At 69.7% G+C, this 14,436-nt stretch carries 12 protein-coding genes; 4 read left to right on the forward strand and 8 right to left on the reverse strand.

Features of this window, described 5'->3' with window-relative positions:
- Nucleotides 1–17: 17 nt before the first annotated feature.
- Complete coding sequence (locus NO930_RS01335) at nucleotides 18–1,391, reverse strand: ABC transporter substrate-binding protein (protein WP_256402237.1); 1,374 nt, start codon at nucleotides 1,389–1,391, stop codon at nucleotides 18–20.
- Between the two features lie 145 nt (nucleotides 1,392–1,536).
- Nucleotides 1,537–3,165 carry a gamma-glutamyltransferase family protein gene (locus tag NO930_RS01340; RefSeq protein WP_137783098.1) on the reverse strand — a complete coding sequence of 543 codons (1,629 nt, stop codon included), beginning with the start codon at nucleotides 3,163–3,165 and terminating at the stop codon, nucleotides 1,537–1,539.
- A 109-nt stretch (nucleotides 3,166–3,274) separates the two neighbouring features.
- Here NO930_RS01340 and NO930_RS01345 point away from each other — a divergent pair, with 109 nt between their 5' ends.
- The 3 genes from NO930_RS01345 (at nucleotide 3,275) to pepF (ending at nucleotide 7,024) form a co-directional block, all read left to right on the forward strand.
- On the forward strand, nucleotides 3,275–4,501 hold the full coding sequence (locus NO930_RS01345) for a mechanosensitive ion channel family protein (RefSeq protein ID WP_425601434.1): 1,227 nt from the start codon (nucleotides 3,275–3,277) through the stop codon (nucleotides 4,499–4,501).
- A gap of 177 nt (nucleotides 4,502–4,678) precedes the next feature.
- Complete coding sequence (gene rimI, locus NO930_RS01350) at nucleotides 4,679–5,152, forward strand: ribosomal protein S18-alanine N-acetyltransferase (protein ID WP_256402238.1); 474 nt, start codon at nucleotides 4,679–4,681, stop codon at nucleotides 5,150–5,152.
- Between the two features lie 72 nt (nucleotides 5,153–5,224).
- Entirely contained in the window at nucleotides 5,225–7,024 is a 1,800-nt protein-coding gene (pepF, locus tag NO930_RS01355) for an oligoendopeptidase F (protein ID WP_256402240.1), read from the forward strand.
- 32 nt (nucleotides 7,025–7,056) lie between these two features.
- Here pepF and NO930_RS01360 read toward each other — a convergent pair whose 3' ends face one another.
- Nucleotides 7,057–7,446 (reverse strand): DUF2237 family protein, encoded by a 390-nt coding sequence (locus NO930_RS01360; RefSeq protein WP_137783767.1) that lies wholly within the window; start codon nucleotides 7,444–7,446, stop codon nucleotides 7,057–7,059.
- A gap of 130 nt (nucleotides 7,447–7,576) precedes the next feature.
- Between NO930_RS01360 and NO930_RS01365 the strand changes: the two genes are divergently transcribed.
- Complete coding sequence (locus NO930_RS01365) at nucleotides 7,577–8,740, forward strand: aminopeptidase (protein WP_256402241.1); 1,164 nt, start codon at nucleotides 7,577–7,579, stop codon at nucleotides 8,738–8,740.
- A gap of 13 nt (nucleotides 8,741–8,753) precedes the next feature.
- Here NO930_RS01365 and pheT read toward each other — a convergent pair whose 3' ends face one another.
- The 5 genes from pheT to NO930_RS01390 all read right to left on the reverse strand — a co-directional run bounded on the left by pheT (nucleotide 8,754) and on the right by NO930_RS01390 (nucleotide 14,388).
- Nucleotides 8,754–10,490: a phenylalanine--tRNA ligase subunit beta gene (gene pheT / locus NO930_RS01370; RefSeq protein ID WP_256402242.1), complete on the reverse strand. Its 1,737-nt coding sequence runs from the start codon at nucleotides 10,488–10,490 to the stop codon at nucleotides 8,754–8,756.
- Nucleotides 10,490–11,998: a phenylalanine--tRNA ligase subunit alpha gene (pheS, locus tag NO930_RS01375; RefSeq protein ID WP_256402243.1), complete on the reverse strand. Its 1,509-nt coding sequence runs from the start codon at nucleotides 11,996–11,998 to the stop codon at nucleotides 10,490–10,492. The genes pheT and pheS overlap by 1 nt, the downstream gene beginning before the upstream one ends.
- A 52-nt stretch (nucleotides 11,999–12,050) precedes the next feature.
- Nucleotides 12,051–12,782, reverse strand: a complete 732-nt coding sequence (locus NO930_RS01380; RefSeq protein WP_256402244.1) for a peptidase — start codon at nucleotides 12,780–12,782, stop codon at nucleotides 12,051–12,053.
- A 203-nt stretch (nucleotides 12,783–12,985) separates the two neighbouring features.
- Nucleotides 12,986–13,636 carry a nucleotide-binding protein gene (locus NO930_RS01385; protein ID WP_137784123.1) on the reverse strand — a complete coding sequence of 217 codons (651 nt, stop codon included), beginning with the start codon at nucleotides 13,634–13,636 and terminating at the stop codon, nucleotides 12,986–12,988.
- Entirely contained in the window at nucleotides 13,633–14,388 is a 756-nt protein-coding gene (locus NO930_RS01390; RefSeq protein WP_137784124.1) for a DUF7857 domain-containing protein, read from the reverse strand. Before NO930_RS01390 ends, NO930_RS01385 begins: the two co-directional genes overlap by 4 nt.
- Between the last annotated feature and the right edge of the window lie 48 nt (nucleotides 14,389–14,436).

Raw genomic sequence — 14,436 nt, forward strand, 5'->3', positions numbered from 1 at the left:
ACTACCGACTCACCGACTCACTGGTTCAACACGTCCGACCACTGGCTGCTGTAGGTCGGCTGGTTGGGCTCGAAGGAGACGCGCTGGTCGACCGTCCCGTCGCGCTCTTGGAACGCGTTGACGTAGGCCTCTTCGAGCGACTGACCGTAGGCGTCGTTGAGGTACAGCGTGCCGGTCGAGGACGCGCCGACGTTGTCCCCCACTGCGAGGTCCGCCATCGCGGGCCCCTGCAGGAGGTCGGACGGCGCGGTCCGGAAGATGAACCCGTTGTCGTCGAGGTCGGTCACGTTCGGGTCGGTCGACGACGGCGAGATGCCGACGACGCCGTTGGGGATGAACACCTGATCGGCCACCTGGAGGTTGACGTTCGAGGACGCCGGGCCGACGACGGCACCGAACCCGTCGTTGACGAGCGCGTTCGCGCCCGAGATACCGGCCTGCGGGTCGGTCTGGGTGTCCTCGACGCGCGTCTCGACGGTGACGTTCAGGCCGGCGTCGTTGACCTGCGTGGCGGCCAGCAGCGCGCCGTCGCGGATCGGCCCGCCGAGCGGACCGAGGTCGCCCGTCTCCGGCATCAACACGCCGATCCGGGCCGTGAACTCGCCGTCGAGCCCGACGGGGTCTGCCGCCGTCGCGCCCCGGTCCTCTTCCGTGAGGTCGTTCCCGAACTCGACGGTGTCGAGCGTCTCTAACTCGCCGTCTTGGAAGTCGATGATGTCGTAGGCGGCGGTCGCGACGTCGCCGTTGACGTCGAAGTCGACGCTCGACGACGCGCCGACGTAGTTGATCGAATCGCCCGCTGCGACCGCCTCGACGGCGTCCGGGAGGTCGGCGGGACCGAACTCCTCGCCGTCCGGGTTGGCGACGGTGCGGACCCGATCGCGGATCGCGGCCCCGTCGTTCTCGCCGGCCGCGGTGGCCGCGAGGATCTCGACGGCCATCGCGTCGTACGCCTGCGCGGTGAACACGCCGGGCTCCTGATCGTACTCGTCCTGGTACGACTGCGTGAAGAACTCGGCACCGGGCCCGCCCGCGGAGGGCGCGGTCCCGATCACGTTGTTCATGTCGTTGTCGACCTCGCCGGGGAGGTCGGCGTCGATCAGTCCGTCGGGGACGATGATGTCGAGGTCGGACGTGCCCTCGGCGAACTCGGAGTAGTAGTCGCGGAACAGCTGGATACCGGACTGCGGGAACCCGACGATCATCACGGCGTCCGGGACCTCGCCGGAGCCGCCGTCGCCGCCGTCTCCGGAGCCGCCGTCACCACCGTCTCCGTCACCGTCGCCGGAGTCGCCGCCGTCGCCGCTCTCGGTCGAACAGCCGGCGAGCGCAGCGATGCCCACCGCTCCGGCTCCGCTCAGAACGTCGCGTCGTCGCACGTGTCGCGTCATGCTGGTACGTCGTACCATACGGGCGATTATAAAGACTGCGAGGCTGACGGCCGGACTCGCGAACGCCGAGACGTGTCGATCTCGCGGTCAGCGAGACGTGTCCGCCGCGCCGGACGACACGGTCTGTGACCGCCGGATCGGACGGTCAGTACCCCTGCGCGTTGCCGTCCTTTCGCGGCTCGGTGGCCGCGGAGAGGACGCCGTCTCGGTTCCGAGCGATCTGTGCGCCGCCGAACGCGCCGGGCGAGCAGACCCGCACGTCGTGGCCCCGCCTGACGAGCTTCGCCGCGACGTCGTCGTCGAAGTGCGGTTCGACCGCCAGCTCGCCGCTCTCCCGGTACCGCCAGCGCGGGACGTCGAGCGCGCGCTGCAACGGCAATTCGCAGTCGACGATGTTCGATATCACCTGCACGTGGCCCTGCGGCTGCATGTACCCGCCCATCACGCCGAAGGCGGCCCAGTCGTCCTCGCCGAGCCGGACGACACCTGGAATGAGCGTGTGAAACGGTCGCTTTCCGGGTTCGAGGCTGTTCGGATGTTCGGGGTCGAGCGAGAACGACGCGCCGCGGTTCTGCAGCGCGATCCCCGTCTCGCCCGCGACCACTCCCGAGCCGAAGCCGTCGAACCGCGAGTTGATGTACGAGACGACGTTCCCCTCGTCGTCGGCGACCGTGAGGAGGACCGTGTCGGCGTCCTCCGCGTCGGCGTCGGGCACGCCGACGGAGACGTCGTGATTCGCCTCGTCCCCGATTGTCGACGCGCGCTCGCGCACCCACTCCGGAGACGCGAGCGGCGGCACCTCGGCGTACTCCGGGTCGGTGATGTACCGGTGGCCGTCGTGAAACGCCACCTTCAGCGCCTCGACGAGGTAGTGGGCGCGCTCCGGCGCGTCGTGGGCGTACTCGCCCGCGCCGAGCTCGGCGGCGACGCCGAGCGCCTCCAGCGCGATGAGCCCCTGATTGTTCGGCGGAAGCTCGTACACCTCCGCGCCGTTGTACGTCGCGGACACCGGCTCGGGCCACTCGACCTCGAACCCGGCCAGATCCTCGACGGTCAGGAACCCGCCCTGCGACTGGACCGCCGTCGCGATGGCCTCGGCGATCTCGCCCTCGTACACCACGTCCGCCCCCTCGGCCGCGATCAGCTCAAGCGACCGACCGAGCCGCGGCAGCGTGACCCGCTGGCCGGCGGTCGGGGACGCGCCGTCGAAGAGGAACGCCTCGCGGGCGGCGGCCGTCTCGAACAGCGTCTCGGCCTGCGTCCAGTCGTCGGCTATCACCTCGCTGACCGGATACCCCTCCGTCGCGTAGCGGATCGCCGGCTGCAGGAGACGGTCGAGTCCGAACTCGCCGAACCGGTCCGCCGTCGCCTCCCACCCGCGGGCGGTCCCCGGGACCGTCACCGCGTGCGGGCCCGTCGTCGGCATCTCGACGGCCGCCGGATCGTCCGCGTCGATCGCGTCGTCGGCCGCGAGCGCCGCTCGGACGCGCTCGATCGTCGCGTCCGCGGGCGCGCCGCCGCAGGCGCGCATCGCGCCGACGTCACCGTCGGCGGTTCGGTACAGCGCGAAGACGTCGCCCCCGAGCCCGGTCGAGGTCGGTTCGACGACGTTGAGCGCGGCGGCGGTCGCGACGGCGGCGTCGAACGCGTTGCCGCCGTCGCGAAGCATCTCGATGCCCGCCTGACTCGCGAGCGGTTGGCTCGTGGCGACCACGCCCCGCTGGCCGTACACCGTGGACCGGCGCGACCCGAAGCGGTCTAGGTCTGGCTCCATACCGCACGTCCGACGCGGCGTGACATAAAAACCGCCCGCGGCGAGCCGTCGGTGCGGTCGACCGCGGCGTATCCGACGATTTATCCTTGCGACGACGAATGTGGCGGCAGTGACGCAACTGGGTGCCACGCTCGACGCGCTGTTGGGAAGCGTCGCGACGATCGAAGCGCGTCTGGCCGTGACGGCCGGGATACTGCTCGTGACCGCGGCGGTCGGCTGGCTTCTCCTCCCGCGGATCGTCCGCGCCGGCAAACGCGTCGTCGCCGGCTGGCTAGAGCGGTTCCTCGACGGCCGCGGCGAGCAGTCGATCGAGACGCTGCGGGAGGCGGTGCCGGTGTCGTTCGGCCTCCGCATCCTCGTCGGCCTCTTACAGCTAGCGCTTTTCGCGCTCGCCGCGGTCGCGATACTCGCGCTGTGGGGGCGGTTCTCGATCGTCGTGGCCGTGCTGCCGGTCGCGGAGAACGCCGTCGTCGTGGGAACGCGAGCGGCCCTCTCGGTGCTCCTCGTCGGCGGCGCGTACGTCGCGAGCGACGTGTTGGCCGAGTACGTCTCGGACCTGTCCGACGACAGCGACCGCATCACCGCCCACCAAGAGCAGCTTCTCACTCGGATCATGCAGGTCGGACTGCTCGTGATAGCCGGGATCACCATCCTCGGGATCTGGGGGATCAACCTCGGCGGGCTCCTCGTCGGCGCTGGATTCTTAGGGATCGTGCTCGGGATGGCGGCGCGACAGACCCTCGGGTCGCTCATCGCGGGCTTCGTGTTGATGTTCTCGCGGCCGTTCGAGATCGGCGACTGGGTCGAGATCGGCGACGAGGAAGGGTTCGTCACCGACATCACGATCATGAACACGCACATGCGCAATTTCGACGGCGAGTACGTCGTGGTGCCGAACGACCTCGTCAGCCAGCAGGCGATCACGAATCGGAGCCGCGAGGGTCGCCTCCGGATCCACATGGAGGTGGGGATCGGCTACGACGACGATCCCGAGGAGGCGAGCGAGATCGCAGAGGCGGTGTTAACGGAGATCGACACGATCGCCAACAACCCGTCCCCGTACGTGATCCCCTCCGGCTTCGGCGACTCCGCGATCTTACTCGACCTCCGATTCTGGATCGACCCGCCGACGCCGCAGGCGCGGTGGCGGTCGAAGGCGACCGCAGTCGAGGAGATCCAGCGCCGCTTCGCCGAGGCCGACATCTCTATCCCGTACCCGCAGCGGACGGTGTCGTTCCCGCCCGAGACCGCGGGCGGCGACGAGACCGTCGAGCGCGTCGAGCGGCTCGACGAGTCCGAGGACCGGTCCGCGGACGTGACCGAACGCGGGGAGTAGCGGCGCGGAAACGTCGCGTCTCTCTCGGCGTCCGGTGCCGACCCGACTCGCCGCCCCGGCGATGTAACCCCTCCACCGCCACCGCCAGCGACCACCTCACCGCCAGCGACCACCTCACCGCCGCGACCACCCCACCGTCAGCGACACATTCACTTCGGCGGCGGCTGAATTCAGCCCGTGATCCCCGTCGACGCCGTGGTCAGACAGGTCGAGCGCGCGGACCTGCTGGCCGTGGTGCGGATCGAGCGGACGTGTTTCTCCGATCCGTGGCCGTACGACGCCTTCGAACGGCTGATCGACGAGCCCGCGTTCCTCGTTGCCGATCGCGACGGCGAGGTGGTGGGATACGTCGTCGCGGACGTCACTCCGAACCACGGCCGCGACATCGCCCACGTCAAAGACCTCGCGGTCCGTCCGGACGCGCGGGGCGCGGGGATCGGCCGGACGCTCCTCCGGTCGGCGCTCGCCCGCGTGCACGCTGCCGGCGCGGCGGTCGTCCGACTGGAGGTGCGCGAGAGCAACGAGATCGCTCGCTCGCTGTACGCGGACGAGGGGTTCGAGCCGATACGGCGCGTGCAGGGGTACTACCGCGACGGCGAAGACGCCCTCGTTCTCGTCGTCGATCTCGCCGAGTGGGCGGCCGGCGGCTGACGGGCCGACCCAGTCGGGGGATCGCCCTCCGGTGTGACAAGGCTTAGTGCGCGGCGACCCCACCTCACGGACATGAGTTCGGTTCCCGAGCGGTCCGAGATCGACGAGTCGTACAAGTGGGACCTCGACGGCATCTACGCCGACGACGAGGCGTGGGAGACGGCCTACGAGGACGTCGCGGACCGCATCGACGAGCTTCGAGCGTACGAGGGCCGCGCCGCGCAGGACGCCGAGACGCTCCTCGAACTGCTCGAACTCCGCGAGGACGTGTTCCGCGACCTCCAGCAGGTCGTGACGTACGCCCGACTCCGCAGCGCCGAAGACACCCGCGATCAGGAGTATCAGGCGATGTCCGCGAAGGCCTCCTCGCTCAGCTCCGAGGCGTCGAGCGCGCTCTCGTATCTCGAACCCGAGCTGCAGTCGCTCACGGGCGAGGACGTCGAGGCGTTCTTCGAGACCGAGCCTGCGCTCGCCGACTACGAGCACTACCTCGACGACGTGTTGCGGATGAAACCGCACACGCGCTCGGCGGAGGTCGAGGAGGTCATCGCAGACCTGTCGGAGGTCACGAGCGCGCCGAGCGAGATCTACTCGATGCTGACGAACGCCGACATGAGCTACGGCGTCGTCGAGGACCCCGACGGCGAGGACGTGGAGATAACGCAGGCGAACTTCACCAAGCTCCAGACGAACCCCGACCGGGAGTTCCGGCGGCGGGTCCACGAGACGTTCTACGACGAGTGGGAGGGCGTCCGGAACACGGTCGGCACCTCGCTCGAAAAGGCGGTCCGAGAGCACGTGACGAGCGCCGAAATCCGCGACTACGACTCCGCCCGCGCCGCCGCGCTCGACGGCTCCAACGTCCCCGTCGAGGTATACGACACGCTCGTCGATACCGTCGACGACAACCTCGACGTGCTCCACCGGCACGCCGAGTTGAAGGCCGCGGCGCTCGGCGTCGACACCCTGGAGAGCCACGACTTCTACATGTCGCTGACGGGCGATCAGGGCCCCGACGTCGAGTACGAACAGGCCCGCGAGTGGGTGATCGAGGCGGTCGCGCCGCTCGGGGACGCGTACCAAGAGCGGATGGCGGAGGGGCTCGACTCGCGGTGGGTCGACGTGTACGAGAATCAGGGGAAACGCTCGGGCGCGTTCTCCTCCGGCACGTACGACACCCAGCCGTACATCATGATGAACTACCAGGACGACATCGCCTCGATGTACACGCTGGCACACGAGCTCGGCCACTCGATGCACTCGGAGCTGGCGGGCGACGCTCAGCCGTGGCACGACGCGAGCTACGACATCTTCGTCGCCGAGATCGCCTCGACCGTCAACGAGACGCTCCTCACTCACCACCTCCTCGACACGGTCGAAGACGACGAACTTCGCACCCACGTCCTCGACGAGTACCTCGAACGCTTCCGATCCACCCTGTTCCGTCAGACGATGTTCGCCGCCTTCGAACAGCGGATCCACGAGCGCGTCGAGGACGGCGAGGCGCTCACGCCCGACGCCTTCGATGAGATCTACGCCGACCTGAAGGGCGACTACTACGCGCCCGCCGACCTCTCCGGCGGCATCGAGCGCGAGTGGGAGCGCATACCTCATTTTTACTACAACTTCTACGTCTACCAGTACGCGACCGGCATCTCCGCCGCGGCCGCCATCGTCGAGCGCGTGCTAGAGGAGGGCGAGTCGGCCGCCGCCGACTACCGCGAGATGCTCGCCGCCGGCGGCTCCGACTATCCACTCGACGTCGTCGAGCGCGCCGGCATCGACATGGCCTCGCCCGACCCGATCGAGTCGGCCGTCGGGATCTACGACGACTACCTCGACGAGGTCGCGGCGCTGCTCGATCTGGAGTAGCCGCCCGTTCGGTCGCCCGTTCCTTCACCGCGTCAGGCGTCGTACGCGTGGGCCTCCAGCGTCTCCAACTCCACCGTGTCCAGCACGGCCTCGTTTGTCGCGTCGAGGACGACGGGGGGAACGGTCGTCTCCGGGAGCCGCTGGTCTCGCGTGGCCGCGAGCGCCTCGGTCCATCGCCCGAGACAGAGACACCAGCGGTCGCCCGGTTCGAGCCCGGGGAACGAAAACTCCGGACGCGGCGTCACGAGGTCGTTCCCCCGCTCTGCGCTGAACTCCAAGAACTCCGCGGTCATCACCGCACACAGTTCGTGTCTCCCTCGGTCGTCGGGGTGCGTCCCGCAACAGCCGTCGCGCTCGAAGCCGGTCGTCGGATCGGCGCTGCAGGTGGCTAGTTCCTCCCCGAGTACGTTCCGGTCGGTCATACCGTCGTATCGATGCGGGCAAGGAAAAACCCCCGCGGGCGGTGGCGTCGCCGGCCCGAACCATCTGCTGTGGGCGAGCGTGCACGTCCCGCGTCGGCACCGATTTACCTCCCGCCCGCGACGCCTCGATATGGACGAACGCGTACGCGAGCACGCCGGCGTGCTCGTCGACTGGAGCGCGCGGATCGAGGCCGGCGACGACGTCGTCGTGAGCGTCGCCGAGGACGCCCACGACCTCGGCGTCGCCGTCGTCGAGGCGCTCGGCGAGCGGGGGGCGAACGTCACGACCCTGTACGGCTCCGACGAGATCTCTCGCGCGTATCTGAAGGGTAGCGAGGCGAGAGCCGCCGACGCCGACGCGGGAGACGGCGACACCGCAGTCGAGGCCGACGACTTCGATTCCGATCCCGCCGTCGACCGCGCCCTATTCGAGGCCGCCGACGCCTACCTCCGGCTCGGCGGCGGGCGCAACACCACCGCGACCGCCGACGTGGACCGCGAGACCCGGCAGGCGTACGCCAAGGCTCGCAAGGGCGTCCGCGAGGCGCGCATGGACACCGACTGGGTGTCGACGGTCCATCCCACCCGCAGCCTCGCCCAACAGGCGGGGATGGCCTACGAGGAGTACCAAGAGTTCGTCTACGACGCTGTCCTCCGCGACTGGGAGGCGCTCGCCGACGAGATGGCGCGGATGAAGGCGATCCTCGACGACGGCGAGGTGGTCCGGATCGTCACCGAGCGCGAGGACGCGCCCGACACCGACGTCCGGATGTCGATCGCGGGTCGGACCGCGGTCAACTCCGCGGCCTCCGTGGCGTACGACTCCCATAACCTCCCCTCCGGCGAGGTGTTCACCGCCCCGTACGACACGGAGGGCGAGGCCTTCTTCGACGTGCCGATGACGATCGACGCGGCCCGCGTCCGGAACGTCCACCTCGTCTTCGAGGGCGGCGAGGTCGTCGACTTCGCGGCCGAAACGGGGGAATCGGCGCTCGCCAGCGTCCTCGACACCGACCCCGGCGCGCGGCGGCTCGGCGAGTTGGGGATCGGGATGAACCGCGGGATTGACCGGTTCACCGACTCGATCCTCTTCGACGAGAAGATGGGCGACACCGTCCACCTCGCGGTCGGCCGCGCGTACGACGCCTGTCTCCCCGACGGGGAATCGGGCAACGACAGCGCCGTCCACGTCGACATGATAAGCGACGTGAGCGCGGACTCGCGGCTGGAAGTCGACGGCGAGGTGGTCCAGCGAAACGGTCGGTTCCGGTGGGAGGACGGGTTCGAAGGCTGAGTCGAGAACGCGCCTACCGCAGCGCGTCCAGATCGAACTCGAAGGCCGCGACGGGCACCTCCAAGTCGTGTTCGACGAGCACGGCGGGATGGACCTCGCCGATGACGCCGACCGCGTCGCCGTCGATCACCACGGTGGCCGCCCGGCCGTCGATGAACGACGGGTGCTCGGCTCTCGGCGTCTCCAGTTCGACGCCGAAGTCGTCACACACCGCCTGCAGGCGACTCTTCGCCGCCTCGTAAGAGGCGTCACGCCGGGCGACCGCGCCGGCGACGTGGCGGGCCTCGGCGACGTTCGAGTTCTGCGAGTCGTCGCGCTCGGCGACGAACCCGACCTCTGCGACGTCCTGCGGGTAGGCGTTGTGCGTGTTTCGCTCCAACAGCATCACGAGCGACGGGAGCGCCCACGTCCGGAGTTGGGTGTACTCCTCGCTGTACGGCTCCGTGATCTCGACCGGGTCGCCGCCGCCGAAGGCGTCGCTTCCGGCCGCCACGTTCATTCGGTCGTAGTTCTCTGTCGCGCTCGTCATGTGGAAGTTCAGCAGATCCTCGAAGCCGAGTCCGACGAGGCTCGACCGGACCGCGTCCTCAAGTCGCGACCGCTCGTGGCGGCCGCCGACGGTCCCCACGTCGGGGTAGCGCGGCTCCAGTTCGTCGAAGCCGTAGGCGCGCCCCACGTCGTCGACCAGATCGAGCGGGTGGAGCACGTCGACGCGGTACGGCGGAATCGTCACCTCGTAGGCGATCTCCTCGCCGAGCGTGTAGCTCGCGTCGAGGCCGGCGCGCTCGAAGCAGTCGACGATCTCCTCTGGCTCGAAGTCGACGCCGAGCAGCGTCTCGATCCGGTCGTGCGTCACGGACTTCTCGGTCGTATCGAAGTCCGGCCGAATCAGTTCCGACCCGTACTCGTCCGGCTGGATCGCGCCGTCGGCGTACTCGACCTCGACCTCCTCGATCGTCGCGCCACGGGCGGAGAGCGCGTAACAGATGATCGCACACATCTTGTCGATAGTCCACTGGTCCGTCCCCGTCAGCTCGACGAGGAGCTCGCGCGAGCCCGTGGTCACCTCCGTTCGCTTGCCGTTGATCACCGGCGGGAACGAGAAGAGCCCGAGTTCGTCGTAGATCGCGGGGTACCGATCGAGGTCGGCGACGAGGTCGGCGTACGTCTGTCCCGTGTCGTGCTCGCCAAGCACCTCGTTCGGCGTCAGCTCGTCGTTCGAGTCGAGCGGAACGAACGAGACGCCGTCGGGGTCGACGCCGCGGTAGGTGACGGACGGCTCCGCGCCCTCTTGGAGCGCCGCGCCCTTCACCATCGCGAGGTCGTGGATCCCGATCGCGCCCTTCGCGCGGCCGCGGCCCATCGTCGCGTGGAGCTTCTCCTGCAGCTGGATCAGCGAGTCGAGTCCCGCCTCGTCGAGGTCGACGCCGCGGACGATCGCGCCGGTGACGTACGGCCGCTCCTCGGGGACGGATTCGTCGACCTCGATCGTCCACTCGGGGTCGTTCGTCTCGGGGACGTACACGCCGCGGTCGTCGCCGTAGTGGTATCGCAGCGAGCGCGCGACGCCCTCGACGGACAGCCGGTCGAGCCGGTCGGGCGCGAACTCGAACTGGAGGAGCCCGTCGTCGGTCTCGCCTTCGAACTCCAGCCCGAGCCCGAACAGGTCCGTCTTGAACTCCTCGTCCGTGGTGTCCGTCCGCCCCGTCAGCCCGCGAAGCTCGTCGGTGTCGATGTCGACGACGGGCATCAGTAGCTCACCTCCGCGTTCCGCAGGAAGTCGATGTCGGCCAAGGTCCCGTGGAGGTCGCGGATGTCCTCCGCGCCCGTGGTGAGCATCGCGAGCCGCTCTAAGGCGAGCCCCCACGCCATCACGTCGCAGTCGACGCCGAGCGGGCCGGTGACCTCCTCGCGGAAGACGCCGGAGTTCCCTATCTCGATCTCCTCGCCCGTCTCGGGGTGTTCGCCGAACAGCTCGAAGGAGGGCTCGGTGTAGGGGTTGTAATGCGGCTTGAACCGGATGTCGGTGATACCGAACTGCCGGTAGAACTCCTCGAAGGTGCCCATCAGATCGCGGACTGAGAGGTCCTCCGCCATCACCCACCCCTCGATCTGGAAGAACTCGAGCAGGTGCGTCGGGTCGAGCGTGTCGTTGCGGTACACCTTCTCGACGGAGAAGTAACGCTGGGGAGGTTCCAGTTCCGCGCCCGCGACCCCCGAAAGGTATCGCATCGATAGCGAGGTGGTGTGACCCCGCAGCGCGACCTCGCGGGCGAACTCCTCGGACCACGGCGAGTGGTAGCCGTCGCCGTCGTCGCCCCAGCCGTCGCGGTGCGCCCGCTCCACCCGGTCGATAAGCTCTTCCGGAATATCGTCCATCGGATCCACGTCGAGCGCGAACCGGTCCCAGTGGGTCCGCGCCGGGTGGTCCTGCGGCATGAACAGACAGTCGTTGATCCAGAAGTCGCTGTCGGCGTGAGGTCCCTCCATCTCCGAAAAGCCCATCCCGACGAGCACGTCCTTCACGCGGTCCGCGGTCCGGCGGAGGACGTGCGTGCGGCCGCCGCGGGCGGCGGGGGCGTCCGCTTCGACGTTGTACTCGGAGAACTCCACGTCTCGCCACTCGCCGCTCGCGAGCAGCTCCGGGGTGACCTCCGCGACCGTCTCCGTCGCCTCGACGCCGCCCATCAGCGCGTCGACGCCGGCGTCGGTGAGCCCGACCGACCGAGTCGTCGACTCCTCGACAGAGACGAGCCCGCGGGAGTCGAGCCGGTCGATCACCGCCTCATCGACGTCGGGGGTCTCGCCGGCCGCGAGCGCGGAGAGCGCGGCGGCTTCGGTGTCGGCGTCGGGGTCCGCGTCCGCGTCGACGGTCAGCTCTCCCGAGTCGATCCGCCCGAACCCCTTCCGCGCGAAGTTCGAGAGCGCGATGTCGACCGCGGGACCGTCGAGACCGGCCTCGCCGATGACCCGTCCCATCGAGACCGGCTCCTCGTCGGCGTCGAGCGCGAGCCCGGCCCGGTAGAGCCGGACCTCCGGGAGCCCGTCGTCGACGTACTCGCGCCCCTCGTCGGTGAGCGCGAGCGTCTCCGTCGCGGTCTCTGCCACCGTCAACAGTCCCTCGTCTCGGAGGTCGAAGGCCGCGCCGGTGACCGTCTCCGGCTTCAGACCCGTTTCGGTGGCAATTTCGGCTACGGTTCGTTCGTCCGTCGCGCTCGCGGCTTCGAGGACCGCGAGCTGTCGTTCCGGGAGTCGCATTCGAGTTATCCGTATAGGCGGTGGGCTGGTTGGTAACGGTTCCGGGACATGGTCACGACGCCCCCGCGCGAAGTCGCTCGATCCGGTCCCCGAGCGGCGGCTGGACCGCGAACCACGTCGACCAGTCACCGGTCTCCGGCTCGACACCCCGCATCGCGGCGGCGCGCTCGAACGCGTCAGCGACGCGGTCTCCCCCGACCGCGTCGGCCGCGCGGGCGTCGGCCGCGTACTGCACCCGACGGCCCACCCAGAACGCGGTAAGCCCGATCGCGACGAGCGACGCGAACCCGGCGTCGAACGGGACGGCCGCGGTGACGATCGCGGCCAGCACGGCCAGCACCGACGCGACGGCGGCGGCCCGGAACTCCGTGTACCACGTCTCGACGCGGCCGGCCTCCGCGGCGAGGAGACCGATCGCCACGTCCTCGTTCGCCTCGTCCAGCAGGCTCTCCGTGACGAACAGCACCCGGCGGCGCGGCGGCCCGCGCACCGCCACGTCGACGGGTCCCGGATCGCCGCCGCTCCGTCCTTCGGCGTCGACCCGTCCCTCGGCGTCGGATTCTCCCGCCGCCGCGTCGGCCTCGGTACCGGCGTCAGATCCTCGCTCGATAGCCACGCGATCGACGTCGAGACCGGCCTCTCCGCGGAGGTACGCGAGGCGCCCGCGCTCAGCGTCGGTCAGATCGCGCAGGCCGCGGAAGCGGTCGGCGGCAACGAGCGGTCCGACCTCGACGGCGAGGAACGCGGCGACGGCGGTGGCGGAGACGAACGCGGCGGTGAGCATGCGGATCAGTTTCTCGCCGGCCGAATAAAACGTCTCGACCGATGGCGACCCGGCCTGCAACCGGCGGTAACCCGGCTGGTAACCGACGGTAATCCGGCCGGCAACCGACGACCGTCGGACGACTCCGATCCCCGAACGCACCGTCGAATCTCTGACCGCTTCGCTGCCGCAGCCGTCGCGGTGTCCGTCCGCCGTGCCTCGCTTTATGATGGCACTCGGCGGGCGACGTCACGGACCGCGACCGCCGCGTCGCTGTCGGGCGCGGCGTCGACCACGGGACTCTCGTCTTCGACCGACCGGCCGACGCGCGGGTCAGCCGGAACGACGGCGACGGGCGCACCGAGGGCGTCGGCGATCGTCTCAGTCGGCGGCTCCTCGACGACGCGGTTGACCACGCAGCCGACGAGTCCGGCGTCGAGTTCGCGGGCGAGTTCGCGCGTCCTGACCGCGTCGGCCAGTGCGAACGCCCGCGGCGACGCGACGAGCACCGAGGCGTCCGCGACCGCCAGCGGAACGCCGGCGTCCGATCGACGTCCGGCAGGACAGTCGAGGACGACGGTGCCGCGCTCGCGTTCGAGCCGTCCGATCGCGGATTCGAGCCGCGTAAGGTCACAGGCCCGAGCACCGGCGAGCGTCCGCCCGCAGGGGACGACCTCGACCGGGCCCGCCCGCAGCGTTTCGATCGGGTCGGCACGGCCGGCGAGCACGTCGTGGAGGTCCGGTCCCCGTCCGCCCGGTAGGTCCGCCATCCCGAGGTCTGCGTCGACGACGACGGCGCCGAGTGCGGCAGCAACGTTGTACGCGAGCGTCGTCTTCCCGACGCCGCCCTTGCCGCCGGCGACGGCGAGGATCACGCCAGCCGCTCCAGCGCCTCGATCGGCACGTCTGTCGACTCGGCGCGCGCGGCCAGCGCGGCGGTCCGATCGCTCACCGCGCGGAGGCGCTCCGCGTCCGTCTCGATCCGGCGGCGGAGATCGGACACGCCATCCAGCCCGTCCGCTTCTTCGACGACTTCGGTCGCCGTGCCGAGATCGGCACCCGTGAGTCGCTCTGCCCGATCCACTCGGTCGGCCACCGCGTCCAGCCACTCGTCGACCACCGTCGGTGCCACGCCGCCGTCGCCCGCTTCTCCGTCGGAGATCGGATCGACGCCCGCGCCGTCGTCACGTTCGGTCTCCCCCTTCTCGCCGTCTTCCCGTCTGTTGCCTACGGTCGTGACGGCATCTCTCGGCGGCCTGTGATCCCCGAGCGTTCGGACCGCGTCGAGCACCGGCGTCTCGGAGCGAGCGCCCGAGAACGGGTCCCCCTCGTCCGACCCCTGCACACTCTCCCGATCTGACGTGACCGAACCGACCTCTACCGGCGGCTCGGTCGGCTCGGCGGGAACGGCGAAACCCACGGCCCTGGACGCGCCCGGTCCGAGCCGCACGACGACACCGCCCGCGTCCCAGCCCGCCTCCGGAACGCCAGCGCGCCGCGGCGGTAACACCGGACCGTCGAGCCGGCTGTCGAGCCGAATCCGACGCGGAACCGCTTCGTCGTTGTGCACGCGACACCGTACCAGCGACACGCCGCCGTCCTGCTCGACGGTCCACGCGAGATCCATACCGGCAGTGCCGCGGATTTGCATTTAACGTGTCACGGATGAAACCCG

Origin of the sequence: Halorubrum salinum, assembly GCF_024494575.1 — an archaeon.
Taxonomy (GTDB): Archaea; Halobacteriota; Halobacteria; order Halobacteriales; family Haloferacaceae; genus Halorubrum; species Halorubrum salinum.